Source organism: Streptomyces sp. MBT65, assembly GCF_016612545.1.
Lineage (GTDB): Bacteria > Actinomycetota > Actinomycetes > Streptomycetales > Streptomycetaceae > Streptomyces.
Window position 1 is genome coordinate 39,229 of record NZ_JAENRY010000011.1, and the last position, 17,153, is coordinate 56,381.

19 protein-coding genes are annotated in these 17,153 nt (G+C 69.6%); 8 read left to right on the forward strand and 11 right to left on the reverse strand.

Annotation, left to right across the window (positions count from 1 at the left end):
- Positions 1-60: 60 nt before the first annotated feature.
- Genes JHN63_RS04665 through JHN63_RS04680 form a run of 4 tightly spaced genes read right to left on the reverse strand, consistent with a single transcriptional unit; the run spans position 61 to position 1,875 of the window.
- Complete coding sequence (locus JHN63_RS04665; RefSeq protein ID WP_200677382.1) at positions 61-531, reverse strand: DUF1003 domain-containing protein; 471 nt, start codon at positions 529-531, stop codon at positions 61-63.
- Between the two features lie 37 nt (positions 532-568).
- Positions 569-955 (reverse strand): PPOX class F420-dependent oxidoreductase, encoded by a 387-nt coding sequence (locus JHN63_RS04670; RefSeq protein ID WP_200677383.1) that lies wholly within the window; start codon positions 953-955, stop codon positions 569-571.
- Positions 956-965: 10 nt separating this feature from the next.
- The gene (locus JHN63_RS04675) at positions 966-1,724 is read right to left on the reverse strand and encodes a type 1 glutamine amidotransferase domain-containing protein (RefSeq protein ID WP_200677384.1); all 759 of its coding nucleotides are present in this window, start codon (positions 1,722-1,724) and stop codon (positions 966-968) included.
- Positions 1,725-1,731: 7 nt separating this feature from the next.
- Positions 1,732-1,875: a hypothetical protein gene (locus tag JHN63_RS04680; protein ID WP_200677385.1), complete on the reverse strand. Its 144-nt coding sequence runs from the start codon at positions 1,873-1,875 to the stop codon at positions 1,732-1,734.
- Between the two features lie 59 nt (positions 1,876-1,934).
- Between JHN63_RS04680 and JHN63_RS04685 the strand changes: the two genes are divergently transcribed.
- Positions 1,935-3,302 carry a S1 family peptidase gene (locus tag JHN63_RS04685; RefSeq protein ID WP_200677386.1) on the forward strand — a complete coding sequence of 456 codons (1,368 nt, stop codon included), beginning with the start codon at positions 1,935-1,937 and terminating at the stop codon, positions 3,300-3,302.
- Positions 3,303-3,450: 148 nt separating this feature from the next.
- Here the strand turns inward: JHN63_RS04685 and JHN63_RS04690 are convergent, their stop codons facing one another.
- A complete protein-coding gene (locus JHN63_RS04690; RefSeq protein WP_200677387.1) occupies positions 3,451-3,636 on the reverse strand; it encodes a hypothetical protein in 186 nt (61 codons plus the stop codon).
- A gap of 99 nt (positions 3,637-3,735) precedes the next feature.
- On the reverse strand, positions 3,736-4,896 hold the full coding sequence (locus JHN63_RS04695) for an ROK family transcriptional regulator (RefSeq protein WP_200677388.1): 1,161 nt from the start codon (positions 4,894-4,896) through the stop codon (positions 3,736-3,738).
- Positions 4,897-5,067: 171 nt separating this feature from the next.
- On the opposite strand from JHN63_RS04695, the gene JHN63_RS04700 reads away from it, so the two are divergent.
- The 4 genes from JHN63_RS04700 to JHN63_RS04715 are packed head-to-tail and all read left to right on the forward strand — an operon-like array spanning position 5,068 to position 9,569.
- Positions 5,068-5,985 carry a carbohydrate ABC transporter permease gene (locus tag JHN63_RS04700; RefSeq protein ID WP_200677389.1) on the forward strand — a complete coding sequence of 306 codons (918 nt, stop codon included), beginning with the start codon at positions 5,068-5,070 and terminating at the stop codon, positions 5,983-5,985.
- A gap of 15 nt (positions 5,986-6,000) precedes the next feature.
- A complete protein-coding gene (locus JHN63_RS04705) occupies positions 6,001-6,957 on the forward strand; it encodes a carbohydrate ABC transporter permease (RefSeq protein ID WP_200677390.1) in 957 nt (318 codons plus the stop codon).
- Positions 6,958-6,967: 10 nt separating this feature from the next.
- A complete protein-coding gene (locus JHN63_RS04710; protein WP_234476139.1) occupies positions 6,968-8,311 on the forward strand; it encodes an ABC transporter substrate-binding protein in 1,344 nt (447 codons plus the stop codon).
- A gap of 58 nt (positions 8,312-8,369) precedes the next feature.
- The gene (locus JHN63_RS04715; RefSeq protein WP_200677391.1) at positions 8,370-9,569 is read left to right on the forward strand and encodes a Gfo/Idh/MocA family protein; all 1,200 of its coding nucleotides are present in this window, start codon (positions 8,370-8,372) and stop codon (positions 9,567-9,569) included.
- Between the two features lie 56 nt (positions 9,570-9,625).
- Here the strand turns inward: JHN63_RS04715 and JHN63_RS04720 are convergent, their stop codons facing one another.
- The gene (locus JHN63_RS04720; protein ID WP_200677392.1) at positions 9,626-10,321 is read right to left on the reverse strand and encodes a L,D-transpeptidase; all 696 of its coding nucleotides are present in this window, start codon (positions 10,319-10,321) and stop codon (positions 9,626-9,628) included.
- A 213-nt stretch (positions 10,322-10,534) separates the two neighbouring features.
- Here JHN63_RS04720 and JHN63_RS04725 point away from each other — a divergent pair, with 213 nt between their 5' ends.
- The gene (locus JHN63_RS04725) at positions 10,535-11,935 is read left to right on the forward strand and encodes a pyridoxal-dependent decarboxylase (RefSeq protein WP_200677393.1); all 1,401 of its coding nucleotides are present in this window, start codon (positions 10,535-10,537) and stop codon (positions 11,933-11,935) included.
- Here the strand turns inward: JHN63_RS04725 and JHN63_RS04730 are convergent.
- A complete protein-coding gene (locus JHN63_RS04730; protein WP_200677394.1) occupies positions 11,909-12,712 on the reverse strand; it encodes an SDR family NAD(P)-dependent oxidoreductase in 804 nt (267 codons plus the stop codon). The genes JHN63_RS04725 and JHN63_RS04730 overlap by 27 nt on opposite strands.
- A gap of 50 nt (positions 12,713-12,762) precedes the next feature.
- Here JHN63_RS04730 and JHN63_RS04735 point away from each other — a divergent pair, with 50 nt between their 5' ends.
- Positions 12,763-13,290 (forward strand): hypothetical protein, encoded by a 528-nt coding sequence (locus tag JHN63_RS04735; protein WP_200677395.1) that lies wholly within the window; start codon positions 12,763-12,765, stop codon positions 13,288-13,290.
- An 11-nt stretch (positions 13,291-13,301) separates the two neighbouring features.
- Here JHN63_RS04735 and JHN63_RS04740 read toward each other — a convergent pair whose 3' ends face one another.
- The 3 genes from JHN63_RS04740 to JHN63_RS04750 all read right to left on the reverse strand — a co-directional run bounded on the left by JHN63_RS04740 (position 13,302) and on the right by JHN63_RS04750 (position 16,020).
- Positions 13,302-14,216 (reverse strand): SDR family oxidoreductase, encoded by a 915-nt coding sequence (locus JHN63_RS04740; protein WP_200677396.1) that lies wholly within the window; start codon positions 14,214-14,216, stop codon positions 13,302-13,304.
- An 86-nt stretch (positions 14,217-14,302) separates the two neighbouring features.
- Positions 14,303-14,932, reverse strand: a complete 630-nt coding sequence (locus JHN63_RS04745) for an MBL fold metallo-hydrolase (RefSeq protein ID WP_200677397.1) — start codon at positions 14,930-14,932, stop codon at positions 14,303-14,305.
- Positions 14,932-16,020 carry an S-(hydroxymethyl)mycothiol dehydrogenase gene (locus tag JHN63_RS04750; RefSeq protein ID WP_200677398.1) on the reverse strand — a complete coding sequence of 363 codons (1,089 nt, stop codon included), beginning with the start codon at positions 16,018-16,020 and terminating at the stop codon, positions 14,932-14,934. The genes JHN63_RS04745 and JHN63_RS04750 overlap by 1 nt, the downstream gene beginning before the upstream one ends.
- Positions 16,021-16,159: 139 nt before the next feature.
- Between JHN63_RS04750 and JHN63_RS04755 the strand changes: the two genes are divergently transcribed.
- Positions 16,160-17,153: ABC transporter ATP-binding protein (locus JHN63_RS04755; protein WP_200677399.1), on the forward strand; the 994-nt coding region annotated here is incomplete at its 3' end.

Sequence of the window (17,153 nt, forward strand, 5' to 3'; positions counted from 1 at the left end):
TGAAGTGAAGGGGCCGCAGCGCGTGAGCTGCGGCCCCTTCCTGTTGCGTCCTGCGGATGCTCAACTCGGTTTCTGGGGACCGTTGTTCATCTTGGCGCGGTTCTCGGTGAGGAGTTCCTGGACGCGTTGTTCGATCTCGCGGGGGTCGAGGCCCAGCGCGGCGCCGATGTGCGCGGACCACACCTCGGAGCGGAGGTTGGTCTCGAAGTCGAGGTCGGCGCGGACGTTCTCGCGGGCCGCCTGGCGGTTCTGGCTGACCATGACGAAGGTCGACAGGAAGATGGCCTCCAGGCTGACGATCATCGTCAGGAGCCCGTAGGGGTACGGGTCGAAGATGCCCGCCTTCCCGAGGAGTCCTTCGTTGAGGGCGATCCAGACGGCGAACCACAGTGCGTGCAGGTAGACGAAGAGCATGGTGCCGGCGAACGCGGTGATCGCGTCGGCGACCCGGTCCTGGGTGCTGCGCATCCGGGCGAAGACGATCCGCTCCTGCCGCAGCCGCAGCTCGGCCGGGGTCAGCGCGGGGTCCACGGGCGCTCCCAGGGTTGTGTGGGCAAGGGGTTCGTCCTCAGGGTGTGAGCGTCACGCGGATGCCGATGGTGCCGTCGGCGCCCCGGCGCAGTCGGCTGCCGAGGAGGGTGAGGCGCCCGCTGAGTCCGTACTTGCGCTTGATGAGGGCGCGGTAGTGGGCGGTGGTCTCGGGGTCGCAGATCTCGGCGGTGCCGGGGACCTGGTTGCCGGTCGGGTTGCCGCGCAGGTCGCAGGGGCCGACGAGGACATCGGCGCGGGCCCGGATGCGCTTGACCTTCCAGGAGTCGGCGACCGTCCAGACACCGAGTGTCTCGCCGTCGCGGACCACCCACACCGGGGTGGCGACCGGGGAGCCGTTCTTGCGGTAGCTGGTGATCAGCAGGTACTGGCTTGCACCGAGCCGGTCCAGCAGGGTCTCGTCCATGGTCGGCAGTCTAAGCACCCGCGGGTGCCCGCAGCAGGTCGAGAAACCCGCGGGCGAAAAGGTAGGCGTCTCCGGGCCAGCGCGCCGACAGATAGGTGCCGTCCCTTACGACGAACGCGTGCGTGTCGTCGCTCGCGGTGCCGCGCCGGGTGAGTTCCCTGGGGCCGCGCTCGAACTGGGTGCCCGCGTCGTCGAGGACGGCCCGCACCTCGTCCTCCACATAGGCCGGGTAGGTGCGGTAGTAGCGGCCGAGGCGCCAGGCGGTGGTCAAGTAGGCGGTGCGTTCCATGTACTTGGGCAGACAGGTCGTACGGCGTCCGGCGAGCACACTGCGGCCGGTGTCCGGGTCCCGGGTGCGGGCCAGTACGAGGACGCCGTGGCAGATCGCGCCGACCGGGCGGCCCAGCTTCCAGAACTCCGCGACCTTGCCGCTCAGTTCGGGGGATCCGAGGTACTGGCGCATGCCGGGTGCGTGTCCGCCGGGCAGCAGCAGTCCGTCGAAGCGGGTCACGTCCAGGTCGGCCCAGGCGACGGTGGCGCCGAACTCCGGTGCCCGGGTGAGCTGTTCATAGAACCGCTTGGGTTCGTCCTCGGCGCCGAGCTGTCCGAAGAGGACGCCGGTCAGCAGCCGGGGGTCCGCGGCGGGCCGGGTCCCTGCGTGCTCGGTGGCGAGGACGACCTCGTGCCCGGCGTCGGTGAGCAGCCGCCAGGGCACGGCGACCTCGGTGACGTCGAAGTCGCGGTCGGGGACCGGCATCAGCACACGCATGGGGTCATCATCGCAGCCGGGGCGCGGGGCGGCGGCCGGGCAGCTCCGGGGCCAACTCGGCCCGGCGGCGCACCCGTTGGCCCGAGGAGCTGAAGCCGATCCTCTGGTCGGTGAACAGGACGGCGGTGGGCCACGTATGGAGGAAGGGCACTCAACGACCGGAGGGCCCCGCGGTGTCGTCACCGCACGTTCGGGGTTCGGGAGCCATGCATGAGGCACGCACGACGACGGGTCATCCGGCGAGTGACACGGTTGGCGTCCGTCGGCGGACTCCTGCTGGGAGGTGCCATGGTCACCCAGGCGGCCATGGCCAGTGACTCTTCCGGCACGTCCGCCGCCACGCTCAGCGCGCCACAGACACCCGCGGACAAGGGTTCCGCTCTGGCGGCGAAGCTCGGTACGGCCCGCACGGCGGGCAGTTGGGTCGATTCCGGCGGCCGTACGGTCGTCGCGGTGACCGATGCCACCACCGCCGCCGAGGTGACGAAGGCGGGCGCCGAGGCGAAGGTCGTGAAGTACAGCATGAACCAGCTGAACTCGGCCGCGACCACACTGAGTTCCGCGCCCAAGGTGCCGGGCACCGCGTGGGCGATGGACTACCGCAACAACAGGGTGCTGGTGGAGGCCGACAGCAGCGTCTCCGCCACCGCCTGGACCGCGATGACGAAGGTCGCCAAGAGCATCGGCGCCTCCGTCGAAATGCAGCGCACCCAGGGCAAGTTCACGACCCGTATCAACGGCGCGCAGCCGATCCTGTCGACCGGCGGGCGCTGTTCGGCCGGCTTCAATGTGACCGACGGCCAGACCGACTTCATCCTCACGGCCGGGCACTGCGGTCCCGTCGGGTCCATCTGGTTCGCCAACAACCAGGGCGACCAGCAGTTGGGCAAGACGGTCTCCGACAACTTCCCCGGCAGTGACTTCTCGTTGGTGCAGTACGCCAACGGTTCGGCGGGCGAGGGCGCGGACGTGGTCGCGATCGGCAACGGCAGCGGGGTGACCATCACGGGCCTGGCCGACGCGGCCGTGGGCGAGAAGGTGTTCCGCAGCGGCAGCACCAGCGGGCTGCACGACGGTGAGGTGACCGCGCTCAACGCGACGGTGAACTACCCCGAGGGCACGGTCACCGGTCTCATCCAGACCACGGTGTGTGCCGAACCGGGCGACAGCGGCGGTCCGTTGTTCGCCAACGGGATCGCGCTGGGCGTGACCTCGGGCGGCAGCGGTGACTGCACGGCGGGCGGCACGACCTTCTTCCAGCCGCTGACCAAGGCGCTGGCCGCGCTGAACGTGAAGCTGCTGGTGGCGCCGAAGACGGCCGCCTCGCCCGCTCCGTCCGCCTCGGCCGCCGGTGGCGCGGCAGCCGCCGGTGCGGCCACTCCCGGTAGCTCGGCGCCCGCGACGAACACCACCTCGGGGTCGACGACGCTGGCGGCCCGGCTCACGGACCCGAAGAACGTGGGTCCCGGTCTGCTGGTCATCGCGGGAAGTCTGATCGCGCTGGTGGCGACGCGCTGGATCCGCGCCGAGCAGGACCGCAAGGCGTTCCAGCGGCACTACTCGGCGATGTGGGGCTGATCACTCAAGGGAGTTCGACCGGACAGACCGGTCGGCTGGGTCGATGGAGTCGGTCGGGGCGAAAGGGGCTCGACCGGCTGGACCGAGGGTCACGAGGAAGGCCGGGACGGATACCGATCACGACACCTGCGGCGGCCGACGGCGACGCTCAGGCCGCCTCGGCCGACTGCGGAGCTGCGGCGGCCCACTCCATGACGAGCCGCCTGTACTCCTCGCGCTGTTGGGCGCTCAGTGTCCCGCCCGATCGGTGCCACAGGGCTCTGATCTCCTCGTTGACCTCGGCTGCCGATCGCTCGGTGGCTGATTCAACGCTGGTGGACATGGTGTGAAGCATACGTCGCCCAAGGTGAAGGCGATGTGAGTAATCACGAGTGAACCGGACATATCGGACCGTGTTGCTGATCACGTCATCTGTCAAGCCCTGTAACGCAATTCACACCTCGGCCACACCCAGCACCAGCACCTGGATCGCCAACACCGCGGCGCCGCGCGCCCAGTCGTGAAAGTCGGAGACCTTCGTCTCCACGTCGAGCGGGGCGGCCAGTGGATGCCGGTGGGCGCGGAGCGTGTCGTCGACCATCTTGCCGGCCACGTCGATCAGACCGACGCCCTCACCGGCGAGCAGGATCTTCTGCGGCAGCACGAAGTTGGCGATCTGGGCGACCAACGTGCCCAGCGCGCGGGCGGCTTCGTCGATGACACGGGACGGCATGGGCTCACCGGCGGCGGCGCGGGCGAGGATCTCCTCGTAGGTCAGGTCGAGTCCGGTGGCGGCCCGGATCTGGTAGCGGATGCTGGGGATGGTCAACAGCGAGACGGCGCTGCCGCGTTGGCCCGCGGGGGTGATCGGGCCGTTGGGGTTGAGGATCCAGTGGCGGCCGAACCCGCGGTCCTCCTCGGCGTACGGCACCCGCCTGCCGCCGAGGACGAGGCCGTAGCCGATGCCCGCGCCGATGGTGAGGACGACGAAGCGGTCGAGGCCGCGCCCGGCGCCGAACCAGGTCTCGGCCTCGACGAGCGCGGCCACGTCGTTCTCGACGACCACCGGCAACCCGGTGCGTTCCTCGACGAGTCGGGCCAGCGGGACGTCGCTCCACCGCAGGAAGGCCGACTCCCCCACCACGGCACGGTCCTGGACGAGACCGCCGACACCGATGCCTATGCCGGTGAGCGTGGGGAAGGAGGCGGTGAGTTCGCCGGTCATCTCGGCCAGCAGATCGGCCACTTGGTCCGGATCGTGGGTGGTCAGCGGCCGGTCGAGGCGGGCGACGATCTCGCTCCGGAGGGTGGTGACGACGCCGTAGACCATGTCCTCGGTGAGCTTGAGGCCGAGGAAGGTGCGGGACTCGGCGACCACGTCGAGCGGTTGTGAGGGGCGGCCCTGGCGGACCTCGGCCGGGCCGCCGCCGTCGGGGACCTCGACCAGCAGGCCGGTCTCGATGAGCGGCTTGGTGAGGCGGGTGAGGCTGCCCGCCGAGAGGTCGAGGCGCTGGGCGAGTTCGGTGCGCGAGAGCGGGCCGTGGACGAGCACCTCGATCGCCACCGAGCGTTCACCAGGGCTCAGCGGCTGCCAGCTGGCGGCACGTGTGGTCATGGGGGTCACACTCCCACAAGGTTTCTTTCTTTCGCCACGGAAGTAACAAGACCACCCTAAGGCCGTCGACCGAAAAAGAAGAGACCCTTGCACAGCTCTTGACGCCTGGATTCTTTCGCGACAAAAGTAAGTGCCGCGAGGACGAGCCGTCTCAGACAAGGGAGTCTCCAGATGACCATCGCCTCAAGCAGTCCCCCGACCCGTCGGCCGCGGGCCCGTGAAGACGGGGGCGACGGACGGCTCGCGGCGGTCTTCATCGCCCCGGCCCTGCTGGGCTTCCTGGTCTTCCTGCTCTGGCCGACCCTGCGGGGCATCTATCTGAGCTTCACCCGCTTCAACCTGCTGACGCCGGCGAAGTGGGTGGGCCTCGACAACTACGACCGGATGGTCCACGACCCGATCTTCTGGTCGTCGTTGCGGGTCACCGTCGAGTACGTGTTCATCAACATCGGCGTCCAGACGGTGACCGCTCTCGCCATCGCGGTCCTGCTCCAACGGCTCACCCAGTCCGCCCTGTTGCGCGGGATCGTGCTGACGCCGTACCTGATGTCGAACGTCGTCGCCGGCATCGTCTGGCTGTGGATCCTCGACACCCAGCTCGGCATCGGCAACGAGATCATCGGCGGGCTCGGCTTCGACCACATCCCCTTCCTCGCCGACAAGACCTGGGCGATACCGACGATCGCGCTGATCAACGTGTGGCGGCACGTCGGCTACACGGCGCTGCTGCTGTTCGCGGGTCTCCAGGCCATCCCGGGCGACATGTACGAGGCCGCGAAGGTGGACGGCGCGAGCGAGTGGCGGATGTTCTGGCGGATCACGATGCCGCTGCTGCGGCCGGTCCTCGCGGTCGTGCTGATCATGACCGTGATCGGTTCGTTCCAGGTGTTCGACACGGTCGCGGTGACCACCGCGGGCGGCCCGGCGAACGCGACGAACGTCCTCCAGTACTACATCTACGGCTCCGCCTTCGGGCGCTTCCAGTTCGGGTACGCCTCCGCGATGTCCGTGGCCCTGCTGATCGTGCTGAGCGCGATCACGTTCCTCCAGTACCGGCTCACCCGCGCCGGCCAGACCGACCTCGGCTGACCGGAAGGAGTCGACATGGCCACCCTGACCACCACGCCCAATGTCCCCAACACCCCCACGACGACAACGAAGCAGTCGACCGTACGGCCGCCACGGCCCCCGATCTCCGTCGGCAAGGTCGCCGCCTGGATCGCGATGGCCGCGATCATGCTTTTCACTCTGCTGCCCTTCTACTGGATCCTGCGCACCGCGCTGTCCACCAACACCGGGCTCGCCGCCCACCCCTCGGACCCGCTGCCGGTCGACTTCACCACCGGCGGTTTCGAACGGGCCCTCGGCCTCCAGTCGACCAAGGAGGCGATAGCACAGGGCGGTTCGGGCGGCGGACTGAAGTTCTGGCGCTATCTGCTCAACTCGGTGCTCGTCTCGACCCTGGTCACCGTCGGCCAGGTGTTCTTCTCCGCGATGGCCGCCTATGCCTTCGCCCGGCTGCGCTGGCGCGGCCGGGACCGGGTGTTCGGGCTGTTCCTGGCCGGGTTGATGGTGCCGGCCATCTTCACCCTGCTGCCGAACTTCGTGCTCATCAAGCAACTCGGGCTGGTGGACACCCTGTTGGGGATCTCGCTGCCGACGATGTTCATGACGCCGTTCGCGGTGTTCTTCCTCAAGCAGTTCTTCATGAACATCCCGCGCGAGGTCGAGGAGGCCGCCCTGCTCGACGGCGCCGGCAAGGTCCAGGTCTTCTTCCGGGTCCTGCTGCCGATGGCGGCCACGCCGGTCCTGACGCTGGGCGTGCTGACGTACATCACGTCCTGGAACGACTACTTCTGGCCGCTGATGGTGTCCTACAGCGACAGTTCGCGGGTGCTGTCGGTGGCGCTGGCGATCTTCCGCTCGCAGACCCCGCAGACCGGCTACGACTGGTCGGGCCTGATGGCGGCGACCCTCATCGCCGCGCTCCCGATGCTCGTCCTCTTCGGAGTGTTCGCGCGCCGCATCGTCAGCTCCATCAGCTTCACCGGAATCAAGTAAGGGGCAGGGCATGCGATTTCGTACGGTCATGGCACTGACCGGGGCGCTCGCGCTGTCCCTGACGGCGGGCTGCGCCCAGGGCGACTCCGTGGGGTCGTCCTCGAACACGGTGACGTACTGGCTGTGGGACTCCAACCAACTCCCCGCCTACCAGGCCTGCGCGAAGGGTTTCGAGCAGGAGAACCCCGGACTCAAGGTGAAGATCACCCAGTTGGGCTGGGGCGACTACTGGACCAAGCTCACCGCGAGCTTCATCGCGGGCACCCAGCCGGACGTGTTCACCGACCACATCCAGAAGTTCGGCCAGTTCGCCGATCTGAAGGTGCTCCAACCGCTCGACGATCTCGACATCGACGCGTCGGCCTATCAGCCCGGTCTGGCCGCCAACTGGCAGGGCCAGGACGGACATCAGTACGGCACGCCCAAGGACTGGGACACGGTCGCCCTCTTCTACAACCAGAAGATGGCCGAGTCGGCGGGTCTCGACGCGGATCAGCTCAACAGCCTGGCGTGGAACCCGACGGACGGCGGCACCTTCGAGAAGGCCATCGCCCGTCTGACCGTCGACAAGAACGGCAGGCGCGGCGACGAACCCGGCTTCGACAAGCACCACGTCAAGGTGTACGGCATGGCCACCGGAGGCGCCGGTGACTCCGACGGTCAGACGACGTGGAGTCCCTTCACCGCCTCGGCCGGCTGGAACTACACGGACAAGGCACGCTGGGGCACGAAGTTCCAGTACGACAGCACGACCTACCAGTCGACGGTCAAGTGGTACTTCGGCCTGGCGAAGAAGGGCTATCTCGCGCCGTTCACGGACTACAGCGACGGCGCCAACCCGCCCAACGCGCAGATCGCGGCGGGCAAGGCGGCGACCGCGTTCGACGGCGCCTGGATGATCTCCACGTACGCCGCGGCCAAGGGGATCAAGATCGGCACCGCCTACACCCCTACCGGTCCGACCGGGAAACGGGCGACCATGATGAACGGACTGGCCGACTCGATCACCAAGAACGCCCACAACAAGGCGGGCGCGCGAAAGTGGGTGACCTACCTGTCATCGAACGACTGCCAGAAGACAGTGGGCAGTTACGGCATCGTCTTCCCCGCGACCCCGGACGGCACGAAGGCCGCCGTCGCCGCCTACAAGAAGAAGGGCATCGACGTCACGGCCTTCACCCGGCCGGTCGCCGACAAGAAGGACTTCGCCACCTTCTCCTTCCCGATCACCAACTACTCGGCGGACGTGTACGCGTTGATGCGCCCCGCCATGCAGGACGTCTACGCCAATGACGCACCGGTCGGCGGCCTGGGCAGGACCAACAAGCAGATCAACTTCATCCTCGGTCAGTGACGCGTCGGTCGACGACTGACGCGTCAGTGAAATCCTCGTCAGAGAAGGACACGCACCTATGACGTTCTCCCTCGGCATCGTCGGAGCAGGCCAGTTCTCCGGTCAGTTCGCCCGACTGTTCCAGGCCCACCCGGGCGTGAGCGAGGTCTACGTGACCGACCTCCTGCCGGAGCGGGCGGAGCAACTGGCCGCCTCCGAAGGGCTGGCGGGCACGTTCCCGTCGTACGAGGCGATGCTGGAGTCGAAGGCCGTCGACGCCGTCGCGATCTTCACCCAGCGCTGGACGCACGGCCCCCTGGTCCTCCAGGGGCTCGGCGCCGGCAAGCACGTGTACTCCGCGGTGCCCATGGCGATCAGCACGGAGGAGATCGCGGCGATCATCGACGCGGTCAGGGCGACCGGACTGACGTACATGATGGGCGAGACCAGTCAGTACAACCCGGCGACCGTGCACGCCCGCAACCAGATCGCGGAGGGCGCCTTCGGTCGGATCTTCTACGCCGAGGGCGACTACGTCCACGACATGGATCTGGGGTTCTACGAGGCGTACCAGTACAGCGGCGGCGACGGCTGGAAGGCGACCGCCAGCTATCCCCCGCTGCTGTACCCGACGCACTCGGTGGGCGGGGTGCTCGGCGCGTGGCAGACGCACGCGGTGAGCGTGTCCGCGATCGGGGTGGTCGACGAGCGCGGGGACGGTGTCTTCGACAAGGAGGTCAGCCAGTTCGGCAACGACTTCTCGAACGCGACCGCGCTGTTCGAGGTCGCGGGCGGCGGTTCGTTCCGTACGAACGAGTTCCGGCGGGTGGGCTATCCCTCGCAGATCCGGGAGTCGCGTTTCCGGTTCTTCGGGACCGACGCGAGCATGGAGCAGCTCGCGACGGTGGCCTTCTGGCAGGACAAGAAGGGGGTGCAGGACATCAGCGAGCTGCTGGAGCCCAAGCCCACCATGTCTCCTGACGATCCGTCACTTCAGCACATCGCACCGGATCTCCGGGCCGCCTTCACCTCGGGCTCGGCGCCGGTGCACGACCGCTCGCGGCTGCCGCGGGAGTTCGACAACCTGCACAACGGCCATGAGGGAAGCCACCACTTCCTGGCGGACGACTTCGTGACCGCGGTCAACTCCCGCACCCTGCCGTCCGTGAACGCGTGGGTCGCGGCCCGCTACACCCTGCCGGGCATCATCGCGCACGACTCGGCGCGGCAGGGCGGGGCGAGGCTGGAGATCCCGGACTTCGGGGACGCGCCCGCGTAACGGGGTCGGTACGCAAGCCGGGTGACTGTTCGTCAGTTGCCCGGCCCACGGCTCCGTCAGGTGCCCGGCTTGCGGCCGTAGACGAAGACGTCGTCGCCGTTCTTCAGCAGCGACCAGTACTTCTTGGCGGTGGTCGGGGTCATGTTGACGCAGCCGTGCGAGCCCGGCGGGTTCCACATGCTGAGGTTGACCGAGTGGAAGGCCTGGCCGCCGTCGAAGAACTGGCTGTAGGGCATCGGCACGTTGTAGATGTTCGAGACGTGGTCGATGTCCCGCCAGTAGATCTTCTTCAGTCCGGTGCGGGTCTCGTAGCCGTCGCGGCCGGTGCGCACCGGGACCGGGCCGTAGACGAGCCGGCTGCCGTCCTGGACCCAGCTGATCTGGAGCGTGAGGTTCACGCAGGCGATCCGGCCCTTGTTGGTCGGGCACTTGCCGGCCGCGTTGGGCTTGTTGCCGACGGCCTTCTGCTTGTTCATGAGGTCCATCACGCCCCAGGTGACGGACCCCGCGTAGCCGATGTTCGGCGTGATGCCGTGCTTGGTCTGGAAGGCCCGGATGGCCTTGCAGTCGGCGGCGGACTGCTTGCCGTCGACCGGCCGGCCGAGGAACTTCTCCACCTGCTTCTGGTACGGCCCGGCCTGCGTCGTACAGCTCGCCGCCGCGGCCGGCGTGCTGCCCAGCGCGAGCGTGAGCGGTGCCACCAGCCCGGTTATCCCGAGCACTATGGCACCTCGTCTGCGTATGTCCCCCATGTCGGACCCTCCCCGTAAGCCATTGCTGCGATCTCTGCCACCTAGACCGGAGTATGGCGGTCGAGGTTGTAGTCCTGGTCACGCTGCGACGAAACGGTGACATTCCTCGCGCCACGGTCGGCGTGCGCGCCGGTGGCCGTTCGCCGCTCAGCAGTCCAGTTCCCCGGAAGTGGACCGATACCCCGCCCGCGACCCCGGCCTACGCTGCCGCCCATGCACCGCACTCTCGCCGACGATCTCTCCCGGCTCCCCGCACTCCTCCAGTCCGCCCGCGACCTCGCCGCCACCGAGCTGGCCGGGGTGGCGGAGCGGCCGGTCGTCCGGCTCGACGAGGCTCCCGGCCGGGAGCCGCTGCCGGTGGAGGGGACCGGCGGCGAGGCGGCGCTCGCCCGGTTCGCCGAGCGGTGGGCGCCCGGGCTGTCGGGATCGGCGGGCCCGCGCTATCTCGGCTTCGTGACCGGTGGTGCGACGCCCGCCTCGGTCGCCGGGGACTGGCTGACCAGTGCGTACGACCAGAACGTGTCCGGGGCGGCCGGTTCCTGGGCGGCTGCCCTGGAGCGGGAGACGGTCGGCTGGCTGCGCGAGCTCTTCGGGCTCGGCGAGGCGCACTCCGGGGCCTTCGTCACCGGCGCGACCGTGTCCAACACGGTGGGCCTCGCCGTCGCCCGCGAGTGGCTCGGCGAGCGCCTGGGCGTGGACGTGTCCCGGGCCGGGGCCGCCGCGCTCGGCCCGGTCGACGTGCTCTCCGGCAGCCCGCACTCCAGCGTCACCAAGGCGCTGTCCGTCCTCGGCATCGGCCGCGACCGGCTGCGCCACGTGCCGGTGCTCGCCGGGAACCGCGAGGCGGTCGACGTGGCCCAACTAGAGGCCGCGCTGGCCGAGTTGGACGGTCGCCCGGCGATCGTCGTCGCGAACGCCGGCACGGTGAACACCGTCGACTTCGACGACCTGGGGGCGATCGCGGCCCTCAAGGAGCGCTACGACTTCTGGCTGCACGTGGACGCCGCGTTCGGCGGCTTCGCCGCGCTCTCCCCCGCGTACGCGCACCTCGTCGACGGCCTCGACGCGGCCGACTCGGTCTGCGTGGACCTCCACAAGTGGCTCAACGTGCCCTACGACGCGGCCGTCCAGTTCACCCGCCGCCGCGATCTCCAGGTCAGGGTGTTCCACAACGCGTCCCCGTACCTCGGCCCGCCCACCGGCGACCCGGACTTCCTCCACCTCACCCCCGAGAACTCCCGCCGGCTGCGCGCCCTCCCCGCCTGGTTCTCCCTCCTGGCCTACGGCAGCGCCGGGCACCGCGAGATCGTCGAGCGCAACGTCGCCCTCGCCCACCGTCTCGGCGAGGGCGTGGCCGCGCTCCCGGGCCTGCGGCTGTCGGCACCGGTCCGGCTGAACGTCGTCTGCTTCACCCTCGCCGAGAACCCCACGCAGGAGCGGGTGGCCACGGTGGCGGAGGCCGTGGCCGCCACCGGCGAGGCGTTCCTGACCCCGACGGTGTACGACGGGACGCCCGCGCTGCGCGCCGCGTTCAGCAACTGGCGTACGTCCGAGGCCGATACGGACCGGGTGCTGGCGACGCTGGCCTCACTGCCCCTCGGCCGCCCGCTCTGAAAGGGCCCTGCGGAAGCCGGTGTTGACCGCGGTGACCCCGCCGTCGACGGCGAGGGTGGTCCCGGTGATCCAGGAGGCGTCGCGCGAGGCGAGGAACGCGACGGCCGCGGCGATGTCCTCCGGCTCACCGACCCGGCCGAGCGGATACAGCCCGCTCAGCAGATCCAGTTCGGCGTCCCGGCCCTCCCACGCGGAGGTCCGCACCGTGCCCGGCATCACCAGGTTGACGCGCACGCCCCGCCGGCCCGCGTGCCCGGCGAGGGTGCGGGTCAGCGAGGTGAGTCCGGCCTTGGCGGCGCTGTAGGCATGGTTGCCGAAGTCCTGAGCCCCGTTCACGGAACCGATGTTGACGATCGCCCCGCGTCCCGAGGCGACCAGGTGCGGGAGCGCGGCGCGGCAGCAGCGGTACGTCCCCGTCAGCGTGATGTCGAGATCGCGCGCCCACTCGTCGTCGGGCTCGTCCTCGAAGAGCGGGAGGTCGGGCGTACAGTGCGCGGCGCTGTTGACCAGGACGTCGAGCGACCCGAAGGACTCGACGGCCCGGGCGACGGCCCGCTCCACCGCCTCCCGGTCCCCCACGTCACAGCCGAACGCCTCGGTGGCCAGCCCCAGTTCACGCAGTGCCGCCGCCGTCTTCTCCGCCTCGGGCAGATCGACGTCGGTCATCAGCACCCGCGCCCCCTCCTCGGCGAGCCGCCGCGAGACGGCCGCGCCGATGCCGCGGGCCGCACCGGTGACGAGAACTCCGTACCCCTCGAAGCGCGTTGTGTCAGTCATGAACGCGAACCTACTGCCGGAACGATCAACTCGGCAGATACCGTGCGGACATGAACGTGTTCATACAGCAACTTCCCGCGCTCATCGGCGTCGTGATCGGCGCGCTCGGTTCGTACGTGGCGATCGTGCGGGGCGAGCGGGTGAGGTTCCACCGTGAGCGGGAGGCTCGTTGGGAGGAGCGGCGGCTCACCGTGTACGCGGAGTACGCCCGGACGTTGAAGAAGTCCGTGACCCTGACCTACCGGGTCGCCTCCCATTTCGGCAACGACCCGCATCCACACCCGCTGTCCCCGGCGGAGGCCGCGCCGCTGATGGCCGAGGCGACCGCGGAAGGTGATCCGACCGGGGAGTCGCTGCTCCTACTGGGCAGCGCACATGTGGTGGACAAGGCGCGGGTCTGGGTCAACGCGTTGATGGAGATGCAGCGGTTCCTGCGCGAGGAGACACGCGATCCGGAGGCGTGGCATGCCCTGATGGAGCGTCAGCGCGAGGCCCGCGCGGGCTACTACTCGGCCGTACGCGACGATCTGGCGCTACCCCCGGGCAACTCCGCACATTGGTCGGCGCCACAGGTGTGAGCCCCCGGGCCTCACCGATACCCGCTCACGTCCGCCGGTTTCCCCACGTCCTGCACCTCCACCAGGTACCGCCACGCGTCCGGGCGGCTGCCGTCGAGATCCGTGAAGCCGTACACCGGGGCGAGCCCACCGCTGGACAGCGACTGCCCGTTCCAGCGGGCCACTCGGGGGTCGGCGGCGAGCGCGGCGACAGCGCGGCCGACATAGCGCGGGGTCTCCGAGATGGCGAAGTGGGGGACGCGTTCCAGTGCGTCGCGCCAGTTCTCCTCGCGGACGCCGAACTGGTCGAGCATGATCTCCGAGCGCAGCCAGCCGGGGGTGAGTGCCACGGCGGTGGCGCCGCGCGGGCCGAGTTCGTGGCCGAGGGCGAAGGCCATGCGCAGGACGGACGACTTGGCGAGGTCGTAGAAGAAGGACACGCGGTAGGTGTCGCGGTTGTACTCGGTGGTCCCGTCGGTCACTTCGACGACCAGGCCACCGGGCCTGCGCAGCAGCAGGGGCAGCGCGTGGTGGCTGGTGATCGCGTGCGTCTCGACCGCCAGCCGGAGAAGGCGGAGCCCCTTGTCGAGATCGTGTTCCCAGACGGGGGTGTCCCAGGCGAAGAGGTGCTCGCCGCCCCAGATGTCGTTGACGAGGACGTCGAGGCGGCCCTGTTCCTCGTCGATGCGGTCGACGAGGGCCCGTACGGCCGTCGGCTCCAGATGGTCGGTGGGGACGGCGATGCCCCGGCCGCCGGCCGCGGTGACGAGGTCGGCGGTGTCCTCGATCGTCTCGGGCCGGTCGTACTCGGAGCGCCGGGCGCGGGTGGAGCGGCCGCTGACGTAGACGGTGGCGCCGGCCGCGCCCAGCTCCACGGCGATCCCGCGGCCCGCTCCGCGCGTCGCCCCCGCGACCAGCGCGACCTTGCCTTCCAGTGGACCCGGCATGTCCGACCTCCCGTGCTCGCTCGACGTGTGTCATGTCGATCGTGCGGGAGAAGCCGGACACCCTCTGTCGGGATTTCCTCCGAGCCTCAGTGGCCCCGCGCGATCCACTCCTCCAGGTGTGCGGCCTCCGCACCGACGGTCGTCGAGTCGCCGTGCCCGGTGAGCACCTTCGTCTCGGGCGGGAGCGTCAGCAGGCGGTCGCGGATGGAGTCGATGATGGTCGGGAAGTGGGAGTACGACCGCCCCGTGGCCCCCGGTCCGCCGTGGAAGAGGGTGTCGCCGGTGAAGACCGTGCCGAGTCCGGGGTCGTACAGGCACACCGCGCCGGGTGCGTGTCCGGGCGTGTGCAGGACCGTCAGGTCGGCGCCCGCGGTCTCGATCACCTGGCCGTCGGCGAGATGCCCGTCGGGGTCGCGGTCGGGGTGGGTCTGCTTCCACAGGGGCAGGTCGTCGGGGTGCAGCCAGATCGTGGCGCCGGTGCGGTCGGCGAGTCCGGGCGCGGCGTCGATGTGGTCGTTGTGCGCGTGGGTGCAGATGATGGCGGTCAGGCGGCGGTCGCCGATCGCCTTCACGATGGCGTCGGCGTCATGGGCGGCGTCGATGACGACGACCTCGTGGTCGTCGCCGACGATCCACACGTTGTTGTCGACGTCCCAGGTGCCACCGTCGAGCGTGAACTGCCCCGAGGTGACGAGGTGTTCGATGCGCGCCGCCATCAGAAGACCACCACCGAACGCAGCACGTCGCCGCCGTGCATCCGCTCGAACGCCTTCTCCACCTCGTCGAGTTGGACCGTCTCGGTCACGAACGCGGCGAGATCCAGGCGGCCTTGCTGGTGCAGGTCGATGAGCATCGGGAAGTCACGGGAGGGCAGACAGTCGCCGTACCAGGACGACTTGAGCGAGCCACCGCGTCCGAAGACGTCCAGGAGCGGGAGTTCGAGCTTCATCTCCGGGGTCGGGACACCGACGAGGACGACCGTGCCCGCCAAGTCGCGTGCGTAGAAGGCCTGTTTGTACGTCTCCGGGCGGCCGACCGCCTCGATGACGACATCGGCGCCGAAACCACCGGTCAGCTCGCGGATCGCCTCGACAGGGTCGCTCGCCTTCGAGTTGACGGTGTGGGTCGCCCCCATGGAGCGGGCCTTCTCCAGCTTCCGGTCGTCGATGTCCACCGCGATGATCCGCGCCGCGCCCGCGAGCCGGGACCCGGCGATCGCCGCGTCACCGACACCACCGCAGCCGATGACCGCGACCGTGTCACCGCGCCCGACGTTGCCGGTGTTGATCGCGGCGCCGATGCCGGCCATCACGCCACAGCCCAACAGCCCGGCGACCGCCGGGGAGACGGCCGGGTCGACCTTGGTGCACTGTCCGGCGGCCACCAGCGTCTTGTCGGCGAACGCGCCGATGCCCAGGGCCGGGGAGAGTTCCTGGCCGGTCGAGGCGAGGGTCATCTTCTGCTTCGCGTTGTGGGTGTTGAAGCAGTACCAGGGGCGGCCGCGCAGACAGGCCCGGCAGTTCCCGCACACGGCACGCCAGTTGAGGATCACGAAGTCACCGGGGGCGACATCGGTGACACCCTCGCCGACCGACTCCACGACACCCGCGGCCTCGTGGCCGAGCAGGAAGGGGAAGTCGTCGCTGATACCGCCCTGTTTGTAGTGCAGGTCGGTATGACAGACCCCGCAGGCCTGTACCTTCACCACGGCCTCACCGGGTCCGGGATCGGGTACGACGATCGTCTCGACCCGGACCGGCTCGTTCTTGCCCGGTGCGATCACGCCGCGTACTTCCTGCGCCATGGTCCTGAACCCTTTCGTCGATCGTTGTCCCTGCCTACGACCCTACGCGTGACTGATCGGTAGGGGCACGACGGCGGCTCGACACCGTCGGCGGCGGCCGACGTAGCCTGAATGCTCCGACCGCATCCCGAGGAGCGCCGTGGGCATCGCAGGGACTCAGAGCGGCCCGCCGGCCTGGCGGCTGCTCCTCGACTACGTACGACCGCACCGCTGGGCACTGCTGGCGGGCGCGCTGCTCTCCCTGGTCACCGGCGGCACCGGGCTGCTGTTGCCGCTCGTCGCGCGAGGCCTCATCGACGACCTCTCGCACGACCGGACGATCACTGGCGCACTGCTAGCGATGTCGGCACTCGTCGTCGCCAACGCGGCGGTGGGCGCGCTGGGTTCGTACGTCCTGCGGCGGACCGCCGAGTCGGTGGTGCTGGGCGCGCGGCGGGCTCTGTCGTCGTATCTGCTGCGGCTGCGGATCAGCGCGGTGGACCGCAGTGAGCCCGGCGACCTGATGGCCCGCATCACCTCGGACACCACGTTGCTGCGCGAGGTCACCACCGATTCGCTGGTCGGCCTCGGCACCGAAGGCCTCATCCTCGTCGCGACCGTGGTGATGATGGGTCTGGTCGACCCGGTGCTGCTGGCCGTCACCCTCGGCGTGATCGTGGGCGCGGGCATCGTGCTCAGCGTGATCGTGCCCCGCATCAACCGGGCCAGCAGGCAGGCGCAGGACGCGATCGGGGTGATGGGTGCCTCGCTGGAGCGGATCCTGGGCGCGCTGCGCACGGTGAAGGCGTCCGGCGCCGAGGACCGCGAGGAGCGCACCCTGCACGCGGCGGCCGAGGAGTCCTGGCGGCAGAGCATCCGCGCCGCCAAGTGGGCGGCCGCGGCGGGCAATACGGCCGGTCTGTCGATGCAGATCGCGTTCATCACCGTCCTCGCGGTGGGCGGGGCGCGGGTGGCGACGGGCGCGATCGATGTCGGCACGCTGGTCGCCTTCCTCCTGTACGTCTTCTACCTCATGCAGCCGATCCAGCAGGTCGTCGGCGCGATCACCCAGTACCAGACGGGCGTCGCGGCCCTCTCCCGCATCCAGGAGGCGCTCCGGCTCCCGGCCGAACCCCCTTCCCTGCCCGCCCAGT